General features: G+C 60.3%; 19 protein-coding genes and 6 pseudogenes. 8 read left to right on the forward strand and 17 right to left on the reverse strand.

Annotated elements, in window-relative coordinates:
* Positions 1–237: 237 nt before the first annotated feature.
* Positions 238–528, reverse strand: a complete 291-nt coding sequence (locus LJU32_05110) for a YheV family putative metal-binding protein (GenBank protein ID WKV89742.1) — start codon at positions 526–528, stop codon at positions 238–240.
* Positions 525–2,602: pseudogene (prlC, locus tag LJU32_05115) on the reverse strand (oligopeptidase A). Before prlC ends, LJU32_05110 begins: the two are co-directional and overlap by 4 nt.
* Positions 2,603–2,664: 62 nt before the next feature.
* On the opposite strand from prlC, the pseudogene LJU32_05120 reads away from it, so the two are divergent.
* Together LJU32_05120 and LJU32_05125 are read left to right on the forward strand one after the other, a co-directional pair.
* Positions 2,665–3,209: pseudogene (locus LJU32_05120) on the forward strand (gamma carbonic anhydrase family protein).
* A 28-nt stretch (positions 3,210–3,237) separates the two neighbouring features.
* On the forward strand, positions 3,238–3,888 hold the full coding sequence (locus LJU32_05125) for an HAD family hydrolase (protein ID WKV89743.1): 651 nt from the start codon (positions 3,238–3,240) through the stop codon (positions 3,886–3,888).
* Positions 3,889–3,987: 99 nt separating this feature from the next.
* Here LJU32_05125 and LJU32_05130 read toward each other — a convergent pair whose 3' ends face one another.
* Positions 3,988–5,079: an aminopeptidase gene (locus tag LJU32_05130; protein WKV89744.1), complete on the reverse strand. Its 1,092-nt coding sequence runs from the start codon at positions 5,077–5,079 to the stop codon at positions 3,988–3,990.
* A gap of 58 nt (positions 5,080–5,137) precedes the next feature.
* Between LJU32_05130 and LJU32_05135 the strand changes: the two genes are divergently transcribed.
* Both LJU32_05135 and LJU32_05140 read left to right on the forward strand, forming a co-directional pair.
* Entirely contained in the window at positions 5,138–5,560 is a 423-nt protein-coding gene (locus LJU32_05135; GenBank protein WKV89745.1) for a hypothetical protein, read from the forward strand.
* Between the two features lie 40 nt (positions 5,561–5,600).
* Positions 5,601–6,020, forward strand: a complete 420-nt coding sequence (locus LJU32_05140) for a hypothetical protein (protein WKV89746.1) — start codon at positions 5,601–5,603, stop codon at positions 6,018–6,020.
* Between the two features lie 4 nt (positions 6,021–6,024).
* Here the strand turns inward: LJU32_05140 and LJU32_05145 are convergent.
* Both LJU32_05145 and LJU32_05150 read right to left on the reverse strand, forming a co-directional pair.
* Positions 6,025–6,263, reverse strand: a pseudogene (locus LJU32_05145) (DUF1161 domain-containing protein).
* A 239-nt stretch (positions 6,264–6,502) separates the two neighbouring features.
* Positions 6,503–6,934: an OsmC family protein gene (locus tag LJU32_05150; protein ID WKV89747.1), complete on the reverse strand. Its 432-nt coding sequence runs from the start codon at positions 6,932–6,934 to the stop codon at positions 6,503–6,505.
* 239 nt (positions 6,935–7,173) lie between these two features.
* On the opposite strand from LJU32_05150, the pseudogene LJU32_05155 reads away from it, so the two are divergent.
* Positions 7,174–8,174, forward strand: a pseudogene (locus LJU32_05155) (LLM class flavin-dependent oxidoreductase).
* 172 nt (positions 8,175–8,346) lie between these two features.
* Here the strand turns inward: LJU32_05155 and LJU32_05160 are convergent.
* Together LJU32_05160 and LJU32_05165 are read right to left on the reverse strand one after the other, a co-directional pair.
* A complete protein-coding gene (locus tag LJU32_05160; GenBank protein ID WKV89748.1) occupies positions 8,347–8,571 on the reverse strand; it encodes a DUF1161 domain-containing protein in 225 nt (74 codons plus the stop codon).
* 129 nt (positions 8,572–8,700) lie between these two features.
* Entirely contained in the window at positions 8,701–8,916 is a 216-nt protein-coding gene (locus LJU32_05165) for a dodecin family protein (protein WKV89749.1), read from the reverse strand.
* 166 nt (positions 8,917–9,082) lie between these two features.
* Between LJU32_05165 and LJU32_05170 the strand changes: the two genes are divergently transcribed.
* Positions 9,083–9,409, forward strand: coding sequence for a DUF883 family protein (locus tag LJU32_05170; protein ID WKV89750.1), 327 nt, complete (start codon positions 9,083–9,085; stop codon positions 9,407–9,409).
* Here the strand turns inward: LJU32_05170 and LJU32_05175 are convergent.
* Positions 9,382–10,299 (reverse strand): LysR family transcriptional regulator, encoded by a 918-nt coding sequence (locus LJU32_05175; protein WKV89751.1) that lies wholly within the window; start codon positions 10,297–10,299, stop codon positions 9,382–9,384. The genes LJU32_05170 and LJU32_05175 overlap by 28 nt on opposite strands.
* A 113-nt stretch (positions 10,300–10,412) precedes the next feature.
* Here LJU32_05175 and trpB point away from each other — a divergent pair, with 113 nt between their 5' ends.
* Positions 10,413–11,645 carry a tryptophan synthase subunit beta gene (gene trpB, locus LJU32_05180; GenBank protein WKV89752.1) on the forward strand — a complete coding sequence of 411 codons (1,233 nt, stop codon included), beginning with the start codon at positions 10,413–10,415 and terminating at the stop codon, positions 11,643–11,645.
* Positions 11,645–12,454, forward strand: a complete 810-nt coding sequence (gene trpA / locus LJU32_05185) for a tryptophan synthase subunit alpha (GenBank protein ID WKV89753.1) — start codon at positions 11,645–11,647, stop codon at positions 12,452–12,454. Before trpB ends, trpA begins: the two co-directional genes overlap by 1 nt.
* A 54-nt stretch (positions 12,455–12,508) precedes the next feature.
* Here the strand turns inward: trpA and LJU32_05190 are convergent.
* The 9 genes and pseudogenes from LJU32_05190 to LJU32_05230 form a co-directional block, all read right to left on the reverse strand.
* Positions 12,509–14,469, reverse strand: a pseudogene (locus tag LJU32_05190) (DUF4105 domain-containing protein).
* Positions 14,466–14,786 (reverse strand): DUF2388 domain-containing protein, encoded by a 321-nt coding sequence (locus LJU32_05195; protein ID WKV89754.1) that lies wholly within the window; start codon positions 14,784–14,786, stop codon positions 14,466–14,468. Before LJU32_05195 ends, LJU32_05190 begins: the two are co-directional and overlap by 4 nt.
* A gap of 27 nt (positions 14,787–14,813) precedes the next feature.
* The gene (locus tag LJU32_05200; protein ID WKV89755.1) at positions 14,814–15,131 is read right to left on the reverse strand and encodes a DUF2388 domain-containing protein; all 318 of its coding nucleotides are present in this window, start codon (positions 15,129–15,131) and stop codon (positions 14,814–14,816) included.
* 108 nt (positions 15,132–15,239) lie between these two features.
* Positions 15,240–15,557 (reverse strand): DUF2388 domain-containing protein, encoded by a 318-nt coding sequence (locus LJU32_05205; GenBank protein ID WKV89756.1) that lies wholly within the window; start codon positions 15,555–15,557, stop codon positions 15,240–15,242.
* 333 nt (positions 15,558–15,890) lie between these two features.
* Entirely contained in the window at positions 15,891–16,106 is a 216-nt protein-coding gene (locus LJU32_05210; protein ID WKV89757.1) for a DUF1127 domain-containing protein, read from the reverse strand.
* Between the two features lie 321 nt (positions 16,107–16,427).
* Positions 16,428–17,921, reverse strand: a complete 1,494-nt coding sequence (locus tag LJU32_05215; GenBank protein WKV89758.1) for an acetyl-CoA hydrolase/transferase family protein — start codon at positions 17,919–17,921, stop codon at positions 16,428–16,430.
* Between the two features lie 214 nt (positions 17,922–18,135).
* Positions 18,136–19,569 carry an NAD(P)(+) transhydrogenase (Re/Si-specific) subunit beta gene (locus LJU32_05220; protein WKV89759.1) on the reverse strand — a complete coding sequence of 478 codons (1,434 nt, stop codon included), beginning with the start codon at positions 19,567–19,569 and terminating at the stop codon, positions 18,136–18,138.
* Positions 19,569–19,888: pseudogene (locus tag LJU32_05225) on the reverse strand (NAD(P) transhydrogenase subunit alpha). The gene LJU32_05220 and the pseudogene LJU32_05225 overlap by 1 nt, the downstream one beginning before the upstream one ends.
* 15 nt (positions 19,889–19,903) lie before the next feature.
* Positions 19,904–21,025, reverse strand: a complete 1,122-nt coding sequence (locus LJU32_05230) for a Re/Si-specific NAD(P)(+) transhydrogenase subunit alpha (GenBank protein ID WKV89760.1) — start codon at positions 21,023–21,025, stop codon at positions 19,904–19,906.
* Positions 21,026–21,430: the final 405 nt, after the last annotated feature.

Below are 21,430 nucleotides of genomic sequence, written 5' to 3' on the forward strand. Positions count from 1 at the left end.
ACGTTGTCGATAATCAGCTGGTTGTCGGCAACGATGTACTCGACAGCCGGCAACAAATGCTCGGCGCGTACCGCCGACCAGGGCGGCAACTGCCAGTGTTGCAGGAGAGGATTGATGTCAGGCATGGCGTCTTCCGTGAGAGAGGGCTGGATTGACCAGCCTAATCAGGAAGCGCAGGGGCGCGGTGGTAGATAGTTACCGCCGCCTGCGACGGTCATCGGCAGGCGGCGGTAATTGTCACTGCTGCTCGTCGGGCTTTTTCTTCAACTTGGGGTTGGGGAAGAACTGCACGGCCTGGACCGTTTTGTCGGCGGCAGGCTTGAGCGCGCTGGTATTGACCCGCGTGCCCAGCTCTTTAGGCACCGACAACCCCTGCTCGTTGAGGGTGTCGGAGTAACCGCAGGCCACGCATTCGCGGTGTGGCACGCCGTCCTCGTTCCACATCATCAACTTGTCCGGCTCGCTGCACGCCGGGCAGACTGCCCCGGCGATGAAGCGCTTCTTGGTGATCACAGGGCCTTCGCTCATGCTGCCGCGTCCTCACTCAGACCGCTGTGGCGCAACAGCGCGTCGATCGACGGCTCACGGCCACGGAAGTCGACGAACAGCACCATCGGTGCCTGCGAGCCGCCGCGCGCCAGAATCGCTTCGCGGAAGGCGCGACCGGTTTCAGCGTTGAGCACGCCGTCTTCTTCGAACTTGGAGAAGGCATCGGCGGACAACACTTCAGCCCACTTGTAACTGTAGTAACCGGCCGCGTAACCACCGGCGAAGATGTGCGCGAAGCTGTTGGGGAAGCGGTTGTAGGCCGGTGGACGCATCACCGAGACCTCGTCACGTACGCCCTCGAGCACTTGCGCCACGCTGCGGCCATCGCCATGGGTGGCGTGCAGTTCGAAGTCGAACAGCGAGAACTCCAGCTGACGCACCATCATCAGGCCGGACTGGAAGTTCTTCGCCGCGAGCATTTTTTCCAGCAGGTCCTGCGGCAGGGGTTCGCCGGTCTCGTAGTGGCCGGAGATCAGTGCCAGGCCTTCCGGCTCCCAGCACCAGTTTTCCATGAACTGGCTCGGCAGTTCGACCGCATCCCAGGCCACGCCATTGATGCCGGAGACGCCAGCGTGTTCGACGCGGGTCAGCAGGTGATGCAGGCCGTGCCCGAACTCGTGGAACAGGGTGGTCACTTCATCGTGGGTCAGCAGCGCAGGCTTGCCGCTGTCGGCCGGGGTGAAGTTGCACACCAGATTGGCGACTGGGCTTTGCAGCACGCCGTCGACGGTGCGGCGACGGTCGCGGGCGCCGTCCATCCACGCGCCGCCACGCTTGTTGGCGCGGGCATACAGGTCGAAGAAGAAGCGGCCGACGTGCTGGCCGTTTTCCTTGATCTCGAACAGGCGTACGTCGGGGTGCCAGGTGTCGAAGCCTTTCTGCTCGGCGATCTCGATGCCGTACAAACGCTGGACAATGGCGAACAGGCCGCTGAGGACTTTATCGATCGGGAAGTAGGCGCGCAGGGTTTCCTGAGCGACGCTGTAGCGTTGCTCGCGGAGTTTTTCGCCGTAGAAACCACTGTCCCAGCTTTGCAGATCGGCGCAGCCCTGTTCGGCGGCGTAAGCGCGCAGCTGTTGCAGATCCTGCGCGGCGAACGGCTTGCTGCGCTGGGCCAGATCACGCAGGAAGCTCAGTACCTGATCGCTGGATTCGGCCATTTTCGTCGCCAGGCTCAGCTCGGCGAAACTGGCGAAACCCAGCAGTCGGGCCAGTTCCTGGCGCAGGTCGAGGATCTCTTCCATCACCGGGCCGTTGTCGTTCTGGCCGGCATTCGGGCCTTGATCCGAGGCGCGGGTGCAGTAGGCGGCGTAGACTTCTTCGCGCAGCGCACGGTCTTGCGCGTAGGTCATCACCGCGTAGTAGCTGGGGAATTCCAGGGTGATCAACCAGCCATCCAGACCTTTGGCCTGCGCGGCGGCAGCCATCTGCGCCTTGGCCGAATCGGTCAGGCCGGCGAGGGCGGCTTCGTCGGTAATGTGCTTGGTCCAGGCCTGCGTAGCGTCGAGCAATTGGTTGGAGAAGCGGCTGCCGAGCTCGGACAATTTGCTCTGCACTTCGGCGTAACGCTTCTGCTCGGCTTCCGGCAGGTCGATACCCGACAGGCGGAAATCGCGCAGGGCGTGTTCCAGGATGGTTTTTGCGCGACGTCGAAATTGGCAGCTTCCGGACTGTTGGCCAGCGCTTCATACGCCTGGAACAGTTCGCGGTTCTGGCCCATTTCGGTGGAGTAGGCGCTCAGGGCCGGCAGGCACGACTCGTAGGCTTCGCGCAGTTCGGCGCTGTTGCACACGGCGTTAAGATGGCTGACCGGGCTCCATGCCGCACCGAGACGATCGTTGAGTTCGTCCATCGCCAGCACCAGACCGGCCCAGGTCGGGTTCTTGCCCTGGGTCTTGAGAATGTCGGCGATGGCGGCGCGGTTGTCCGCGAGGATGGTTTCGATGGCGGGCAGGACGTGTTCGGCACGGATCGTGGAGAACGGCGGCAGGTCGTAGGACTGCAAAAGAGGGTTGTTCACGCTCACGGTTGGCACCTTGGCTGGAAGAAACATGCGCCCATCTTAATTACAATCGACACTCACCGCAGCTATCGGCGACAGAGAGAGAACTAATCGTGTCCCTTCGCAAATACCAGAATCACACCCCCGCCTGAGCAACGGCGCATTCGTCGACGGTTCGGCGGTGGTGATCGGCGACGTCGAAATTGGCGCAGACAGCTCAGTCTGGCCGCTGACGGTGATCCGTGGCGACATGCACCGCATCCGCATCGGCGCGCGCACCAGCGTGCAGGATGGCTGCGTACTGCACATCACCCACGCCGGCCCGTTCAACCCGGACGGTTTTCCACTGCTGATCGGCGATGACGTGACCATCGCCCACAAGGTCATGCTGCACGGCTGCACCGTTGGCAGCCGCGTGTTGATCGGCATGGGCAGCATTGTCATGGACGGCGCCGTGGTCGAGGACGACGTGATCATTGGCGCTGGCAGCCTGGTGCCGCCGGGCAAGCGCCTGCAGAGTGGCTTCCTGTACGTCGGCAGCCCGGTCAAGCAAGTGCGTCCGCTGACCGAAAAGGAAAATGCCTTCTTCATCTACAGCGCGGCGAATTACGTCAAGCTCAAGGACCTGCATCTGGCCGAAGGCTACGACCAGCTCTGAATCGCCCTACACCTGCCCGGGAATTTCCATGCATTACCAGACCGTACTGTTCGACCTCGATGGCACCCTGACCGACCCGCGTGAGGGCATTACCCGCTCAATTCAATTTGCCTTGGCCAACCTCGGCATCGACGAACCGGACCTGAGCAAACTGGAACACTTCATCGGTCCGCCGCTGCTGCAAGCGTTCATGCAGTTCTACGATTTCGACGAGGCCAAGGCCTGGGAAGCGGTGAATTTCTATCGCGAGCGCTTCAAGGTCACCGGGCTCTACGAGAATCGGGTGTTCGACGGGGTGACGCCGTTGCTGGAAACCTTGAGCGGGCAGGGGCGGCAGTTGTACATCGCGACGTCCAAGCCGTGGGTATTTGCCCGCGAGATCGCCCGGCACTTCGACTTCGCCCGGCATTTCAAAGTGATCTACGGCAGCGAACTGGACGGCACGCGCACCAACAAGGTTGAGCTGATTGCGCACCTGCTTGAGGAAGAACGCCTCGACCCGGCGCAGACCCTGATGATCGGCGATCGCAAGCATGACCTGATCGGCGCCCGCAGCAACGGCTTGGATGCAGCGGCGGTGGGCTATGGGTTTGGCAGTTTCGAGGAGTTGAATGCCGAGGCGCCGGCTTACCACTTCGAAACCCTGGATGCGTTGCATCAGGCGTTTTTGCAGCGCTGATCAGATGGCTATCGCTGGCAAGCCAGCTCCCACAGGTTAGCGATATCTTCAGGCTCACCGCTGCCCTGTGGGAGCTGGCTTGCCAGCGATGAGGCCCGTTCAGCCGCTGGAGGACTCAGGAATGGCCAAGGCCCTCAAAGCCGCCTTGCGCTCATCAACCGGCAATCGTCCCAACCGCTCAACCTCGGCATAAAACCTCGGCCAATCCCCACCGACCTGCCGGAACACGGCCGCGAACGCCGGCACCCACTGGTCATACAGCCCGAACGGCAACAGTCGCGCGTTGTTCAGCGGCGCGTTGACCCAGGCGTCATAGCGCTTGTCCCCGGCCCACTGACTGTCGCGCATGACCCGATACTCCCGGCGCAAGCGCTCGAACTCCGCCGCTTTGCGCTCTCGCATCTGCTCGACCGACAGTGGCTGCGCATACAGCTTCTCCAGTCGAGAACGCGTGGCGAGTACCAGTTCGATGAACTGGTCACGCTGCTTGAGTCTGGCATCCGACTCCGCTGGCAAGCCGCGAAACGCCCGCCACTGCCGCGTCCCTTCCTGCTCGACAAACGTGGCAAATGACTCGTTGAACTCGGTGTCGTCCTTTACATAGAACTTCTGGTGCGCCAGCTCATGAAAAATCAGCGTGGCCAGTCGTTCGTCGCCCCAGCCCATCATCGAATTGAGGATCGGGTCATTGAACCAGCCAAGCGTCGAGTACGCCTCGACCCCGCCGATCGACACGTCCATGCCCTGCAAGCGCTGAAGCGCCGCTTCGCCACGGGCGGCGCTCTGGCTGTAGTAGCCGCGATAGGCCACGCAGCCGGCAATCGGGAAGCAGTGATTCTGCGGCGTGAGGGAAAACTCTGTGGTGGCGAACACGTTCCACACCACGAACGGCCGGCCAAGGTCGGCGTACAGGCGATAGCTCTGGTTGTCCGGCAGGTGCAGATGCTCGCTGGCGAACGCGCGGGCCTTTTGTGATTGAGCCAGATGCGCGCGCAATTTGGCATCGCGGCTTGGGTCGGCAATGACGTGCTCGACCGGCTCCCGCGCGCGCAGCAACTGCAATTGTCCGCTGGCCAACTGGCTGTAATAGCTGACGCTGGCGCAACCGTTGAGCAACAAAAACAACACACCCGGAAACAAAATCGGAAAAACGCGATCAAGTAACCCAAGGCTGGAATACGGCCTGATCAAAATAAGAAATTCCCCGGAAAGTCTGCCCCAAGACTATCCCGCCTCAAGGAGCACCGCTATGCGCATGTTGATGCTGACAGGAGGCCTGCTGACGCTGGCCGGTTGTGCCGGATTCGGAATGCCCGACCCCGACCCTTCGCAAGCCTGGATCGATCTCGACGCCCGGCAACACGACACGGCACTGCAAGCCGTGCAAGTCGATGCCACACAGGCTGTCGACAAACGATATTTCGAAGTGCAGCCCGGCAGCCATGAGCTGAAGGTGCGCTATCAGTTTCCGGTCAAAGCCACCAACATCGGCCCGACTGCCGAACCGCTGTGGCGCGATTGCCAGTTGAGCGTGAAATTCAAGGATTTCAACGCCGGCCAGCGCTATCAGTTGCAGGCGGGCAGCATCGGCTTCCGGCCTTGGGCCAAGCTTTATGACGAACAGCGCAAGGTCGTCGGTCAGGGTACGCCGGCGGGCTGTCAGAGCAGTTGATCGGCGCTATGCTGGCTGTTAAAACCTGCGGATATCCACCATGCGTACCTTGCTGCTGTTGTTCGTTGTCGGTCTCGTCGCCGGTTGCCAGACGCCATTGCCACCGGTTGACCCGCACATGGCCTGGGTCGACTTCTCAACGCCAAGCCCCGGCGGCAAGTTGCTGATGGCCGAGCGCCTCGACAACCAGCGCTTGAACGACGGGCGCTTCTTCCAGGTGACGCCCGGCAGCCACGAGCTGCGGGTGCGTTTCGACTTCGAAGTGTTTGGCGGCGGTGGCAGTCTGCTCACCGGCCCGGTCGAGCGTTTGTGTTATCTGACGATCCGCTACGACCACTTCGAAGCCGGCCAGCGTTATCTGCTGGAAGGACGTTCGTTGGCATTCACGCCGAGCGCACGTTTGTACAATGCCAAACGCGAAATCGTTGCTGAAGACCGCGAGTTCAACTGCATCATCTAGCGCTTCAGCTGTCGTTTTTCTGATAGATGATGCGCTTGGTGCCGTTCTCGCAAGAACCGACGATCATGGCTGAGTCGTGCTGCTTCGCCTCTTCGGCCGTGATGATTTCCAGTGTGTACGAGGGAATGGCCTTCGCCTGGATCTTGATCTCGATTTCCTTTCTGAGCTCTTCGCAGTCCTTGGGGCTGCGAAAGCGGACGTGGCCAGTGCACTGCAAAGGATCGCCAAGCCAATACGTTTCATCGATGAAGCTCCTTGAGGCAGCGCGCACGGGTGTGCGCTGAAGCTGCTGTCGATTATTCGACCACATTTTTACAGAGCGGGTTCTGACTTTGCTCACACCTTGTATTAATTGCCGGCCGCTGAGCTGGTTTCGAGATTGCCTTCGCGAGCAGGCTCGCTCCCACACCGGATCTGCGATGTGCACAAATCCCTGTGGAAGCGAGCCTGCTCGCGAACGCGTCAGCGCTGCAAACGCCGAATCAGCTGACCAGCGAAGCCTCAAGGGTGATCTTCGCATTCAGCACCTTGGAAACCGGGCAACCTTCCTTGGCCTTGTTGCTCAACTCCTCAAACTGTTGCTGAGTTGCGCCCGGGATCTTCGCCTTGAGAATCAGCTTCACCGCAGTGATCGCGAAGCCGCCGTCAACCTGATCGAGAGTAACTTCAGCGTTGGTGTCGATGCTGTCTGCCTTCAGGCCGGCGTCGCCGAGAATCATCGAAAACGCCATGGAGAAGCATCCTGCGTGGGCCGCGCCGATCAGTTCTTCCGGATTGGTGCCCTTGCCGCCTTCAAAGCGCGCCTTGAAGCCGTACGGTGCTTCGCGCAGTACGCCGGTTTCGGTGGAGATCGAGCCGAGACCGGTTTTCAGGTCGCCTTCCCAATGCGCCGATGCCTTTTTCACGATAGCCATGTCTGCCTCCTCAAATGTGGCGCGGAACGCCGCGCCGTCGCGGTTTTTACTAGCAAGGCTTCTGAGGATAGACGGCAGAACAAAGTTCAGCCTGGCTGAATCGTTGACTTTTTAGTAGGAAATTTCGTTGCTGCTATTGAATCTCGGGTATATGCCCTCATTCCATAAAACACGCTTATGGATTTGGCAGGTTTTCGTTTGCAAGAAAAACCTGCCTCCCCACCCGGAGATGCAGGTTCATGAAAAAACTGTCCGACGTTAAATTTTCCACCCTCGACCTGGTGCCGGTGCGCGAAAACGGCAGCGCGGCGCAATCGCTGCACAACTCGCTGGATCTGGCGCAGCATGCCGAGAAATTCGGCTACACAAGATTCTGGGTCGCCGAACACCACAACATGGACGGCATCGCCAGTTCGGCCACTTCGGTGTTGCTCGGCTATTTGGCCGGGGGCACGTCGACGATCCGCGTCGGTTCCGGCGGGGTGATGCTGCCCAACCATGCGCCGCTGGTGATTGCCGAACAGTTCGGCACCCTCGAGAGCCTGTATCCGGGGCGAATCGACCTGGGTCTGGGCCGCGCGCCCGGCTCGGACCAGATGACCGCCCGCGCCTTGCGCCGTGAGCGCTCGGGCAGCGCTGACGACTTCCTGAAGACGTCGCCGAACTGATGCGCTACCTCGGCCCGCGCACCCCTGAGCAACGGGTGATCGCCATGCCCGGCACCGGCACCAACGTGCCGATCTGGCTGCTCGGCTCAAGCCTGTTCAGTGCGCAATTGGCGGGTGAGCGCGGCTTGCCTTACGCCTTTGCCTCGCACTTCGCGCCGCGCTTCATGCACGAGGCGATCCGCATCTACCGCAATCACTTCAAACCGTCGGCGGTGCTCGACAAGCCTTACGTGATGCTCGGCGTGCCGTTGGTGGCAGCGGATACCGACGAGCAGGCCGATTACCTGGCGACGTCGGTGTACCAGCGCATTCTTGCGCTGATGCGTGGCCAGAGCCTGGTGCAGCGTCCGCCGGTGAAAACCATGGACGGTCTGTGGCTGCCCCATGAACGTGAAGCGGTGGGCGATTTCCTCGGCCTCGCCATGGTCGGCGGCCCGCAGAAGATCCGCGCCAAGCTTGAAGTGCTCATCGAGCAGACCCAGGCGGACGAGCTGATTTTCACCAGCGATTTGTATGAGCATGCTGATCGCGTGCGCTCGTACGAGCTGCTGGCGCAGGTGATGAAGGGCTAAGATTCACCACGCATACCTTGTGGGAGCGAGCTTGCTCGCGAAGACGGAGTGTCAGGCACTCGATATGTCAACTGACCCACCGGTTTCGCGAGCAAGCTCGCTCCCACATCGGGTACATGGAGCCCACAAAAAAGCCGACGCATCCACGTCGGCTTTTGTATTTCAGGCGCAATCAACCGCGCTTGTAGACGATTTCCTTGCTGCCGCCTTCGCAGCTGCCGACGACATCGCCATCAGCCGCTGCACCCTTGTCGACAACCTCCAGCGAATAACCGGAAACGCCCTTGGCGTCGAGCTTCGCTGCGATTTCGCTTTTCAGCTCTTCACAAGGTTTGCCGGCTGCAAATGCACCACCCGCAAGGCTCAACAAACCTACTGCCAACATGAACTTCTTCATCGGTCGCACTCCCTGGTCGGATTGAAAGAGGCGGGCATCGAGTCATCCACCCGATGCGCTCACCTTGTAGCGCTTTGCCATTCCCTATGGCACTCGGCCAGCGCGCAAGTTCAGAAGACTAGCTCAAACTCAGCTGGCGACAATCTTGAAGCCGACTTTCAGCGTTACCTGAAAATGCGCCACTTGGCCGTTTTCGATGTGGCCGCGGGTTTCAGTCACTTCAAACCATTCCAGATTGCGCAGGGTCTTGTTGGCCTCGGCCAGGGCATTGTTGATGGCGTCTTCGATGCTGGTGGTGGACGAACCGACCAGTTCGACTTTCTTGTACGTGTGATGGTCACTCATGGCGATCTCCTTGGGTTGGAATGGCGTGTGAAATTGAGACTAGCAGGCAATTGCACTGTTGATTTCGGCGCCGCTGCGCTGCCGAAGTTCAGAATTTCTGCACTTTCTCGAAGTGGTGAAGTCCCAACCAACACACGCCACTCATCACCAATGCAGGAGAGCCACCATGGCCAACACCTCTTTACGTAAAGCCTCGTTGCAAAGCATGGAAGCCGAGATCGAGAGTCTGCTCAAATCGTTGGAAAGCTTGAAAGACGATGCTTCGGACGAGTCGCGCAAGACCCTCAAGGCGCTGAAAAGCAACGCCGAAAGTGCGCTGAAACATTCCCGTCATCTGCTCAGCGACGCGTACGAAGAAGTCAAAGTGAAAACCCGCGAGACCGGCATTGCCACTCGTGACTACGCGCAGGAACACCCATGGACCACAGCCGGCGTGGCTGTCGGTGCAATCGGTCTGCTCGCCGCCTACTTTTTGTTCAAGCGCGGTGAGTGATCAGGCTGGCGCAGCTCGTTTTTGAGCCATTGCGCCAGTTGCCGGGCGCGTCCGTCTGCGGCGCGCTTGGGTAGCCACAACGCCAGTTGCGCCGGGGTTTCGCAAAAGCCCCACGGCGCAACCAGGCGACCCGCCTTCAGATCTTCGGTTACCAGCGGCTCCGGCGCGATTGCCACGCCGAGACCTGCAACAGCCGCCTCCAGCAAATAATACAAATGCTCAAAACCTTGCCCGAGCTTCAACGCCTTGGGATTGAGGTGGTTTTGCTGCGCCCAGCTGGGCCAGGCTTGTGGGCGAGAGGTGGTGTGCAGCAAGGGCTCATCAAAAAGATCTGCGGCCACAGCGGTGTGCAGCTTCTGATAACCGCTATACAACGGGCTCATTACGGGGCCGATGCGTTCCGCCGCCAGTTCATAGACCTGCATATCGGCCGGCCACGGTGGTTCGGCGAACAGCAACAACGCATCAAGGCCCGGGCGCCGGGGATCGAGATCGCCTTCACCGGCCGACAGGTGCAGACGCAGATCCGGCAAATCGGCATTCAGCCGCCCCAGGCGCGGAATAAACCAGCGCGCCAGCAGGCTCCCCGAACAACCCAGCACGAATGGCGCATCCGCTGTGCTTTGTGTGAGTTCGGCGCAAACACTGCGCAGCCGATCGAACGCTTCAGCGCTGGCATCGCGTAGACGCACGCCGGCATCTGTGAGTTTCAAGCCGCGCCCGTCCTTGATGAACAGGCTCACGCCGAGATGTTCCTCAAGCACCTTGAGCTGGCGGCTGACCGCGCCGTGGGTGACGTGCAGCTGTTCGGCAGCCTGACTCACACTGTTCAGTCGGGCGGTGGCCTCGAAGGCGCGCAAGGCATTTAGCGGGGGAAGGTCATGGCTCATGGTATCTGTGAGTTTTCCTGACAGGTTTAGGCGATCTTATCGGTTTTCAGCCTGGAAAGTCAGGGGTAGAGTGGTCGTCATTGTCTTCTGACCGAATCCACCTGGAGCGACCCATGACCCAGACTTCGCACACCTCCGATCTGCGTAACGGCCCCGACGCCAACGGCCTGTTCGGTGCGTTCGGTGGCCGTTATGTAGCGGAAACCCTGATGCCGTTGATCCTCGACCTGGCTCGCGAGTACGAAGCGGCCAAGGAAGATCCGGCCTTCAAAGAAGAATTGGCCTACTTCCAGCGCGACTACGTCGGACGCCCGAGCCCGCTGTATTTCGCTGAGCGCCTGACCGAATTCTGCGGCGGCGCCAAGATCTACCTCAAGCGTGAAGAGCTGAATCACACCGGCGCGCACAAGATCAACAACTGCATCGGCCAGATTCTGCTGGCGCGGCGCATGGGCAAGAAGCGCATCATTGCCGAGACTGGCGCCGGCATGCACGGCGTGGCTACGGCCACCGTTGCTGCGCGTTTCGGTCTGGACTGCGTGATCTACATGGGCACCACCGACATCGAACGTCAGCAGGCCAACGTCTTCCGCATGAAACTGCTCGGCGCTGAAGTGATTCCGGTTGTCGCTGGTACCGGCACCCTGAAAGACGCGATGAACGAAGCCCTGCGCGACTGGGTGACCAACGTCGACAACACCTTCTACCTGATCGGCACCGTAGCCGGCCCACACCCGTATCCAGCAATGGTCCGCGACTTCCAGGCCGTCATCGGCAAGGAAACCCGTGATCAGCTGCAAGCCCAGGAAGGTCGTCTGCCGGACAGCCTGGTGGCGTGCATCGGTGGCGGTTCCAACGCCATGGGCCTGTTCCACCCGTTCCTCGACGACAAAAGCGTGGAAATCATCGGTGTCGAAGCCGCCGGTTACGGCATCGAAACCGGCAAGCACGCGGCCAGCCTGAACGGCGGCGTGCCGGGCGTGCTGCACGGTAACCGCACGTTCCTGCTGCAGGACGACGATGGCCAGATCATCGACGCCCACTCGATTTCAGCCGGCCTCGACTATCCGGGCATCGGCCCTGAACACGCCTGGTTGCATGACATCGGCCGCGTCCAGTACACCTCGGTAACCGACGACGAAGCTCTAGAAGCGTTCCACAAATGCTGCCGTCTGGAAGGGATCATTCCTGCCCTGGAAAGCGCCCACGCTCTGGCCGAAGTGTTCAAACGCGCACCGAAGCTGCCGAAGGATCACCTGATGGTGGTCAACCTCTCGGGCCGCGGTGACAAGGACATGCAAACCGTGATGCACCATATGCAACAGTCGCAGCAGGAGAAACACTGATGAGCCGCCTGCAAACCCGCTTTGCCGACCTCAAGCAACAAAATCGTGCGGCGCTGGTGACCTTTGTCACTGCCGGTGATCCTGACTACGACACTTCGCTGGCAATCCTCAAAGGCCTGCCTGCCGCAGGTGCCGATGTGATCGAACTGGGCATGCCGTTCACCGATCCGATGGCCGATGGCCCGGCGATCCAGTTGGCCAACATTCGCGCGCTGGGCGCCAAGCAGAATCTGGCGAAAACCCTGCAAATGGTTCGCGAGTTCCGTGAAGGCAACAGCGACACGCCGCTGGTGTTGATGGGCTATTTCAACCCGATCCACAAATTCGGCGTCGAGCGCTTCATCGCCGAAGCCAAAGAGGCTGGCGTTGACGGCCTGATCGTGGTCGACATGCCGCCAGAGCACAACGAAGAACTGTGCGACCCGGCGCAGGCTGCCGGTCTGGATTTCATCCGCCTGACCACGCCGACCACTGACGACGCGCGTCTGCCGCGCGTGCTCAACGGCAGTTCCGGTTTTGTCTATTACGTGTCCGTCGCGGGTGTCACCGGTGCCGGTGCAGCGACTCTGGAGCATGTGGAAGAGGCGGTTGCACGTCTGCGTCGGCATACCGACCTGCCGATCAGCATCGGTTTCGGTATCCGAACACCGGAGCAGGCCGCAGCGATCGCGCGTCTGGCTGACGGTGTGGTGGTGGGCTCGGCGTTGATCGATCACATCGCCAGTGCCGATACGCCTGAGCAGGCCATCGATGGCGTGTTGAGTCTGTGTTCGGCGCTGTCCCAAGGCGTGCGCAAGGCTCGCGTCTAAGACCGAAGGAAAACCAAAAGGCTTCAGAACATCGTTCTGAAGCCTTTTTTGTGCTCAGGGCAATTGCAGTCCGCCTGATGCCTTGTGCAGTTTGCGCAGGTGCTCGCCAATCTGTTTGACATTGGCCTCGCTCGCGGCAATCTCGGCGGCGCGCTTGGGTTCGAGCAGTTTGCGCACTTCGGTATCAAGGTCGCCGGACAGCGCCAGCAGCTTCTTCTGGCGCTGACTGCTTTCCGCTTCCAGTCGGCTGAACTCGTTTGGCTGCGGCAGTCCATAACCTTTGGAATCGAGCAGTTCCGCCGGGCGGCTGAGGAAGCCGCTGTTGGCGAGGATCTCCTGCAGCGTCGCGTTGGCTTTGTCCATGCCGCCGTTTTCCAGCTCGCGGGCGCCGAGGTAGCGTTGCTTGACCTCGTCCTGCGCCAGCAACAGCTGCCGGCGAAAACTCGCCTGCTCGAGCAGCAACAGCGCCGCGCTGGTGCGCAGGTCGGCGCGGTCAAACCATTCGCGGCGTTGTTCAGCGCTGAGTGACAGCCAGTCTTCGACAGTGGTCTGCTTGATCGGCAGCTGCTTCTTCAGCACATCGAACATCGCTTGATAGCGATCACGGAACGAGTCGAAGCGGTAGCCCAGGCGTAGCGCTTCTTTCGGATCGTCTAGCACGCTGGTATCGGCCAGACCACGGCCCTTGAGCACTTCGAGCAAGCCGTTGGGCATGATGCTGTCGAGCCCGACAAGCTGGCTGTTATTGCTGCCGCTGCGCAACAGCTTCAAGCCTTCTACCGCGCAGTTGTTGGACAGGAAGAAGTAGTTACCGTCGTAGCTCCAGTGCATCTCGGCGGCATGTTCGACCACGCCTTCGATTTCCTCGCGAGACAGGTTCAGCGGCACCGAAGCGAGGCTGCGCAGCTCGGTTTTGGTGTATTCGTCGATCACTTGCGCCAGCGGCAGCACGAACAGCCGCGACGGGTATTTGCCGACCAGACCATCCCAACTCGACAGCTGCACATCGCCAACGAAGGCGCGATAGGACAACACCAAGTGCTGATCGAGGTCGAGGCGGCAATCCGGGCCACGCGGGCGACCGGGGCGCAGATCACCAGGCGCAGCATGCTGTGGCCCCAGCGGCTGACCCAGTTCTGATTGGCCTCGGCCAGCAGGTAATCGACCGCGTAGACCCGTTCCGGATCGACTTGTCCCAAGGGCTGCTTGGCGAAGTCATTGCCCGCATTGAGAAAGGCGAAGCTCTTGCTGCAGGTGTCCTGTGCTGGCGGCGCCCAGCCGAAATGTTCCTTGTAGTAGCGATACAGCGCCGGGCGGCGGCAGGCGTAGCTCGGGTCGAGGAGGAAGTACTCCATGTTGACCGCAACGAATTCCTTGGGACTGGAGATCTCGTAAAGATCCGGGCTGCGGGCGACCTGGCGATTGTGTTGTTCGCGCTCGCCGCGGCGGCCGACGTATTGCTGCCACCCGGCCAGGTCGAGCAGGCGCGGGTCGTCGCTGATGGTGAAGCGGCGACCGTTCTGCCCGCGACACTCATCGGGAATGCCGATCAGCCCGGCGCTGTTGAAGCGTCGGGAGCAGCGCTGGATCAGCGTGCGTTCGGCGCCTGGCCATAAACGCGCGCGATCATAAATGTGGGTGATTTCGTGCAGCACCGTGGCCAGCAGTTCCTGGCGCACAGTGCCGTGGGGGCGATTGGTTTTCTCTTTCGCCGCGCTGCCATCGGTGAGACCGTCGAGCAGCTTGCGATTCAGATCGAGCTCGGCAACCAGCGTTGCCTGCCCGTAAGCGTTGGCAGGCATGTCATCGGTCCAGCCGACGTCGATGCGCCGATCCAGCCGCTCGATGAAGCTCGGCGGCAGTTTCGCCATGGCTTCATCGATCAGCGCCTGACTGGCCTGTACTTGAGCCGGGCTCAAACCCTCGGTCTTGAGCCGCAATTGCAGGCCGGCGTGGGCGCTGTTGCCAAGCAGCAACAACGCTCCGGCCAGCAGCCAGGCGCCAACGGACCTCACAGTGCGAGGATTGCTTCGGCGAGTACCTGATCGCTGGCGTCGCGTGCTTCCGGCACGCGGGTACGCAAGGTGTTGAGGGCGGCTTCGAGGTGCGCGCCACGGATGTCACCGTTGCTGGCGACGAAACTGGCGGCGTCGTCGTGGGCTTCGCGGATGATTTTCGAATCGCGAATCGACGTGGTGGTATCGGAGGTGAAATCGATGGTGCGCTGGGAGGCACGAACGATGATGTTACTGGTGGCTACCAGGGTGTGCGCCTGGGCCACATCGGCCAACACAAACAGGCCAAGGGCGGCAGCAATCAGCGGGCTACGCATGGAACGACTCCGGAAGGACAAGGATAACTATTGGACGAGAATTGCCTCTGCCAGTTCAAGGTCGCTGGCATGAAGTTTCGGCCGGGTTTTGCGCAGGTAATGCAGCGCGGATTCCAGCCGTGCGCCTCGCCATTCACCTTCACTGGCAACAAAGGCAGCCGCGTCATCATGGGCGGCGAGCAGCAGTTTACGGTCGAACGGCGCAGAAGACACCATGCTGGTGGCGTAACCGCTGACAACCGTGCCTTGGGTCGACGCATTGAAAGCATCGAAGGCGTTGGCAGACATCGCCCAGCAGGCAGCGAATAAAGTAGAAGAGATGAGCAGAGTTGGAAGAAAGCGCATGGGACTCGACAACTGTTGACGAGCCTGAAGGCTAGCGCAAAAGCCCGGGCCAGAGCCAGCATTGAAACATCGGGACACGGCTGCCGTGTCCCGCAATACCGCAAGCGATCAGAGGGTCAGAATGGCCTGAGCCAATTGGGCATCGGTGGCATTGAGTTGTGGCGCCTGATGGCGGATGTGCTCAAACGCGCTTTCCAGCTTCACCCCACGGATATCGCCTTCGCTCGCCACGAAGCTGGCGGCATCGTCGCGTGCGGCGAGGACGATCTTGTCGTCACGGAACGAGGAGGTCACATCGGAAGTGGCATCGGAAGAGGCTTTCAGCGCGCCGACGATCGAGTCGGTGGTCACGATGAAGCTGGTAGCGCTGGCGTTGGCAGCCACGGCCAGCAGGGCAGCGGCACTGAGCAGGCGAAGACGGGTCATGATGGAACTCCTTTGGATAAACCGTAGTGAGAGGTGGCTCGGTATCTGAGGAGTCAGACGCCTGTTGCGCAACGTTCGCCACGTTCTGCAGGGATATTAGGCTGGCAAATGCGGTTCGCCCAGTGGTGGCCAGTGATACTCCAAAGGTTCTGGATGACTGTACTGGCGTCATACGAGAATTCGAAAATTGTACCTGTGCTCATTCAGTTATGCGTTTTAGAGCATTCAAAGCCCCTGAAGCGACAAAACCCGTCGTGGTTTCCCACGACGGGTTCTGCTTGTGCAATTCGGGTTGCTGGCGGTGGGTCTGAAGACCAGAGCCAGCGACGCTGCTTAGCGCCAGAATGGCTTGCTCAGCTCTTCGTAGCGTTGTGCTTCGCTGATACCGGCATCAGCCAGCAGACGCGAATCCAGACGGGCCAGTTGATGGCGGCTGGAGATGCGGCGCTGCCACAACATCAGATTGGCGATAACGCGCAGAGGCAGGGAAGCCTGGGTGTTTACAGCTTTGTCTTCGAAGAACAGTTCGGAACTGAGTGTACGTTCCATGGTTGACATCCTTCCGCTTGTGGCGGGATCAGGTAGTGGTTTGACTGGTGCCCATGATCCTCTCGTTTGGATAGTCTCTGTAGATACAGTTCATTTGTATTGTGAGTGAGCAGTTAACTGTTTATGCATGGTGTACGGGTCGAAATTGGGCAAACTGTACCTGTCTGCACTCGGTTGGTGCATTTCGGCTCGTATCTGGGGATTTAGTAGGACTTTGCTGTAGGAAAAGACCGGTACAGCAGTACAGTTTTTTGCGATCCTGCTTCTCGCGCACACCCACCGAGGCAAAACTGTGTTTGCCTCGGTGATTATCTGTGTGAATCACACCGCCAGCATGCGCCCGGTTTCTTCCAGGTTCATATGCCAGCTCAGTGCTTCGCGCAGAATGTGCGGGGTATGACCGCCGATTGCACAGGCAGCGCTGAAGTAGTCATTCAGTGCCTGGCGAAAGTCTGGATGCACGCAGTTGTCGATGATCACTCGTGCACGCTCCCGTGGCGCCAGGCCACGCAGGTCGGCGAGGCCGACTTCGGTCACCAGGATGTCGACGTCATGCTCGGTATGGTCGACGTGGCTGACCATCGGCACCACGCTGGAAATCGCGCCACCCTTGGCGATCGACTTGGTCACGAATACCGCCAGATGCGCATTGCGCGCGAAGTCGCCGGAGCCGCCGATGCCGTTCATCATCCGCGTGCCGCAGACATGGGTGGAGTTGACGTTGCCGTAGATATCGAACTCCAGCGCGGTGTTGATGCCGATGATGCCCAGACGGCGCACCACTTCCGGGTGATTGGAGATCTCCTGCGGCCGCAGAATCAGTTTGTCCTTGTACTTCTCCAGGTTGCCGAACACGTCGCTGTTGCGCCGCTCGGACAGGGTGATCGAACTGCCCGAGGCAAAGCTCAGCTTGCCGGCATCGATCAGGTCGAAAGTCGAATCCTGGAGCACTTCCGAGTACATGGTCAGGTCTTCGAACGGCGAGTCGATCAAGCCGCACATCACCGCGTTGGCGATGTTGCCAATGCCGGCCTGCAGTGGGCCAAGCTTGTTGGTCATGCGCCCGGCCGCAACTTCCTGCTTGAAGAAGGTGATCAGGTGTTCGGCGATAGCGTTGGTATCAACGTCCGGTACCGACACTGTAGACGGCGAGTCCGACTGCTGAATGATGACAATCGCGACGATCTTCTCCGGCGGAATCGGAATTGCCGCGCTGCCGATGCGATCGTCGACTTTCACCAGCGGGATTGGCGTGCGCGTCGGGCGGTACGTCGGGATATAGATGTCGTGCAGGCCTTCGAGGTTGGCGTTGTGGGCCAGGTTGATCTCGACGATCACTTGTTTGGCGAAGATCGCGAAGCTGGCCGAGTTGCCCACCGAAGTGGTTGGCACGATGTGGCCTTGTTCGGTGATGGCGACTGCCTCAATGACGGCAATGTCCGGCAGCTTTAATTGCTGGTTGCGCAACTGCTCTACCGTTTCCGAGAGATGCTGGTCAATGAACATCACTTCGCCGGCGTTGATTGCCTTGCGCAACGTGCTGTCGACCTGAAACGGCATGCGCCGCGACAGCACGCCGGCCTCGGTCAGTTGCTTGTCGAGGTCGTTGCCCAGGCTGGCGCCGGTCATCAGGCTGATCTTCAGCGGCGTGACCTTGGCGCGCTCGGCCAGTGCGTGGGGAACGGCCTTGGCTTCGCCGGCGCGGGTGAAACCGCTCATGCCGACGGTCATGCCGTCCTCAATCAGAGCGGCAGCGTCGGCAGCGCTCATCACTTTATCCAACAACGAAGGCAGGCGAATACGGTCACGGTACATGGATTATTATCTCGGGCAACGAGTAGCAGGATGCGCAGTCTAGTGAATTTGGCCGGCGCCTGTCCCGCTACCAAGGTCGCAAACGAGGCCTCTATTTCGCGGGTTTGCAGTAAAACACCGTTACCGGATCTGCAACAACGCGGCAAATTGTCCAGCGTCTGGCGCAACCAAAAACGCCCCGACAGGTCGGGGCGTTCGCTATTGCAGCGGTGAATTACTCGACCGATTTGACCATATCTTCGATGACTTTCTTCGCATCGCCGAAGACCATCATGGTCTTGTCCAGATAGAACAGTTCGTTGTCCAGGCCGGCGTAGCCGCTGGCCATCGAGCGCTTGTTGACGATGATGGTCTTGGCTTTGAACGCTTCGAGAATCGGCATACCGGCAATCGGTGACTTCGGATCGTTCTTCGCGGCCGGGTTGACCACGTCGTTTGCGCCGAGCACCAGCACCACGTCGGCCTGGCCGAATTCGGAGTTGATGTCTTCCATCTCGAACACCTGGTCGTAAGGCACTTCGGCCTCGGCGAGCAGGACGTTCATGTGCCCAGGCATGCGACCGGCAACCGGGTGGATCGCGTACTTCACGGTTACGCCGCGATGGGTCAGCTTCTCGGTCAGTTCCTTCAGCGCGTGTTGTGCACGGGCCACTGCCAGGCCGTAACCCGGGACGATGATCACGGTGTCGGCGTTGGTCAGCAGGAAGGTTGCATCATCAGCCGAGCCGGATTTCACCGGACGGGCTTCCTGCGCACCAGCGGGACCTGCATCGGCTGTATTGCCGAAACCGCCGAGCAGCACATTAAAGAAGGAACGGTTCATCGCCTTGCACATGATGTACGAGAGAATCGCGCCGCTCGAACCCACCAGCGAGCCGGCAATGATCAGCATCGAGTTGTTCAGCGAGAAACCGATGCCCGCCGCCGCCCAGCCGGAATAGCTGTTGAGCATCGACACCACCACCGGCATGTCGGCGCCGCCGATCGGGATGATGATCAGCACGCCCATCACGAACGCCAGCGCCAGCATCAGTGCGAACGCCGTAAGGTTGCCGGTGAACATGAAGGTCAGGCCGAGCACCAGCGTAGCCAGACCCAGAATCGCATTGAGCTTGTGCTGACCGGCGAACTGTACCGGCGCGCCCTGGAACAGGCGGAACTTGTACTTGCCCGAGAGCTTGCCGAAGGCAATCACCGAACCGGAGAAGGTGATCGCACCGATCGCAGCGCCGAGGAACAGCTCCAGACGGTTGCCCGCCGGGATCGCATCGCCCAGCTGTTTAACGATACCCAACGACTGCGGCTCAACTACCGCCGCAATGGCAATGAACACCGCCGCGAGGCCGATCATGCTGTGCATGAACGCTACCAGTTCCGGCATCTTGGTCATTTCAACGCGCTTGGCCATGATCGAACCGGCGGTGCCGCCGACCAGCAGACCAACGATGACATAACCGATACCAGCCGTAGCCAGCTCAGCGCCCAACTTATAGATGAGGCCGACCGTGGTGATGATAGCCAACGCCATGCCAAGCATGCCGAACAGGTCGCCGCGCCGCGAAGTGGTCGGGTGCGAAAGGCCTTTGAGTGCCTGGATAAAGCAGATCGACGCGATCAGGTAGAGCGTCGTGACGAGATTCATGCTCATTACTTCGGCGCCTCTTCTTTTGCTTTCGGGGCTTTCTTCTTGAACATCTCAAGCATGCGGCGGGTGACCAGGAAGCCACCGAACACATTGACCGCCGCCAGTGCCACAGCCAGCGTGCCCATGGTCTTGCCCAGCGGCGTGACGGTCAGTGCGGCCGCGAGCATGGCACCGACTATCACGATCGCGGAAATGGCATTGGTCACCGCCATCAACGGCGTGTGCAGCGCAGGCGTAACGTTCCAGACCACGTGGTAACCGACATAAATCGCCAGCACGAAGATGATCAGGTTGTAGATACCGGGGAGATAAGCTCTTCCATCGTCTGAATCCCTGCTTAGGCGTTTTTGCGGATGACTTGGCCGTCGCGGCACATCAGGCACGCGGCGACGATGTCGTCTTCGAGGTTGACGTCGAACTGGCCTTCCTTGGTGAACACCAGCTTGAGGAAGTCCAGCAGGTTGCGTGCGTACAGCGCCGAAGCATCGGCAGCGACTTCACCGGCGAGGTTGGTCGGGCCGACGATGGTCACACCGTTTTCCACAACGACCTGATCGGCGACGGTCAGTGGGCAGTTGCCACCCTGGGCGGCGGCAAGGTCGATGACCACCGAGCCCGGTTTCATCTGCGCCACGGTCTCGGCGCTCAGCAGCGTCGGCGCCTTGCGGCCCGGAATCAGCGCGGTGGTGATGACGATATCGGCCTGCTTGGCGCGATCGTGCACAGCCTGGGCCTGACGCTGCATCCAGCTCGCCGGCATGGGCCGCGCGTAACCGCCGACACCGACGGCACATTCGCGCTCTTCATCGGTCTCGTACGGCACGTCGACGAACTTGGCGCCGAGGGATTCGATCTGTTCCTTAACGGCTGGGCGTACGTCAGACGCTTCGATCACCGCACCCAGACGTTTCGCCGTGGCAATCGCCTGCAGACCGGCCACACCCGCGCCGAGAATCAGCACGCGCGCCGCTTTCACGGTGCCCGCAGCAGTCATCAGCATCGGCATGAAGCGTGGGTAATAGTGAGCGGCGAGTAGCACCGCTTTATAACCGGCGATGTTCGCTTGCGACGACAACACATCAAGGCTCTGCGCCCGCGAGGTACGCGGCGCCGCTTCGAGGGCGAACGCGGTAATGCCGCACTCAGCCATCTTCGCGATGGTCTCGTTGTTGAATGGGTTGAGCATACCCACCAGCACCGCACCGCGCTTGATCAGCGTCAGTTCGGCATCGCTTGGCGCGACCACTTTGAGTATCAGCTCGGCGCCAAACGCATCATTGGCGCTGCCAATGCTTGCGCCGGCCGCTTCATAGGCACTGTCAACAACACTGGCTTTGACGCCGGCGCCGCTTTGTACAGTGACCTTATGGCCTTGGCTGATCAGCTTCTTGATGGTTTCCGGGGTTGCAGCAACCCGTGTTTCACCGGTCTGGGTTTCGAGAGGAACACCAATGTGCACGTCAAATCTCCTGCGTGATCTTATTGAGTAAACCCATGCACTACGGATGGTGCGACTGGGGCGGCCGATCAGCACGATCCCGCCGAATCAGGGCGGGGCGCGGCATTTTGCAGGCGAACTTTATGCCCTTCAAGGGATTATGACGGGTGACGGAAAATTAACTACAAGTCATGCCGTGACCGAATGTCGCAGATGGCCAGGTGAACCCCTTGCAGACCGTGCCCTGCAAGGATTCTGGCTGAATTTAGAAAAATTTCGCATCGGTGGCGTGAATAGGCAGCAATGAGTCGCCATTTGAGGCTCAAAGCCACGTGTTTGGCAGCTTGTGGGACGTCTGTACGACTTTCGGATACAGTCTGCGCGAAAGCGACAAATAGTTATATCTGTAGGGCTTTGGTTTTTCTG

The sequence above is a fragment of the Pseudomonas sp. B21_DOA genome (assembly GCA_030544685.1).
GTDB lineage: Bacteria > Pseudomonadota > Gammaproteobacteria > Pseudomonadales > Pseudomonadaceae > Aquipseudomonas > Aquipseudomonas fluorescens_AO.

Coding starts and splice junctions, on each gene's coding strand:
- LJU32_05110 (WKV89742.1), bottom strand. CDS start 528: ATGAGCGAAGGCCCTGTGATCACCAAGAAGCGCTTCATCGCCGGGGCA.
- LJU32_05125 (WKV89743.1), top strand. CDS start 3,238: ATGCATTACCAGACCGTACTGTTCGACCTCGATGGCACCCTGACCGAC.
- LJU32_05135 (WKV89745.1), top strand. CDS start 5,138: ATGCGCATGTTGATGCTGACAGGAGGCCTGCTGACGCTGGCCGGTTGT.
- LJU32_05140 (WKV89746.1), top strand. CDS start 5,601: ATGCGTACCTTGCTGCTGTTGTTCGTTGTCGGTCTCGTCGCCGGTTGC.
- LJU32_05150 (WKV89747.1), bottom strand. CDS start 6,934: ATGGCTATCGTGAAAAAGGCATCGGCGCATTGGGAAGGCGACCTGAAA.
- LJU32_05160 (WKV89748.1), bottom strand. CDS start 8,571: ATGAAGAAGTTCATGTTGGCAGTAGGTTTGTTGAGCCTTGCGGGTGGT.
- LJU32_05165 (WKV89749.1), bottom strand. CDS start 8,916: ATGAGTGACCATCACACGTACAAGAAAGTCGAACTGGTCGGTTCGTCC.
- LJU32_05170 (WKV89750.1), top strand. CDS start 9,083: ATGGCCAACACCTCTTTACGTAAAGCCTCGTTGCAAAGCATGGAAGCC.
- LJU32_05175 (WKV89751.1), bottom strand. CDS start 10,299: ATGAGCCATGACCTTCCCCCGCTAAATGCCTTGCGCGCCTTCGAGGCC.
- trpB (WKV89752.1), top strand. CDS start 10,413: ATGACCCAGACTTCGCACACCTCCGATCTGCGTAACGGCCCCGACGCC.
- trpA (WKV89753.1), top strand. CDS start 11,645: ATGAGCCGCCTGCAAACCCGCTTTGCCGACCTCAAGCAACAAAATCGT.
- LJU32_05195 (WKV89754.1), bottom strand. CDS start 14,786: ATGCGTAGCCCGCTGATTGCTGCCGCCCTTGGCCTGTTTGTGTTGGCC.
- LJU32_05200 (WKV89755.1), bottom strand. CDS start 15,131: ATGCGCTTTCTTCCAACTCTGCTCATCTCTTCTACTTTATTCGCTGCC.
- LJU32_05205 (WKV89756.1), bottom strand. CDS start 15,557: ATGACCCGTCTTCGCCTGCTCAGTGCCGCTGCCCTGCTGGCCGTGGCT.
- LJU32_05210 (WKV89757.1), bottom strand. CDS start 16,106: ATGGAACGTACACTCAGTTCCGAACTGTTCTTCGAAGACAAAGCTGTA.
- LJU32_05215 (WKV89758.1), bottom strand. CDS start 17,921: ATGTACCGTGACCGTATTCGCCTGCCTTCGTTGTTGGATAAAGTGATG.
- LJU32_05220 (WKV89759.1), bottom strand. CDS start 19,569: ATGAGCATGAATCTCGTCACGACGCTCTACCTGATCGCGTCGATCTGC.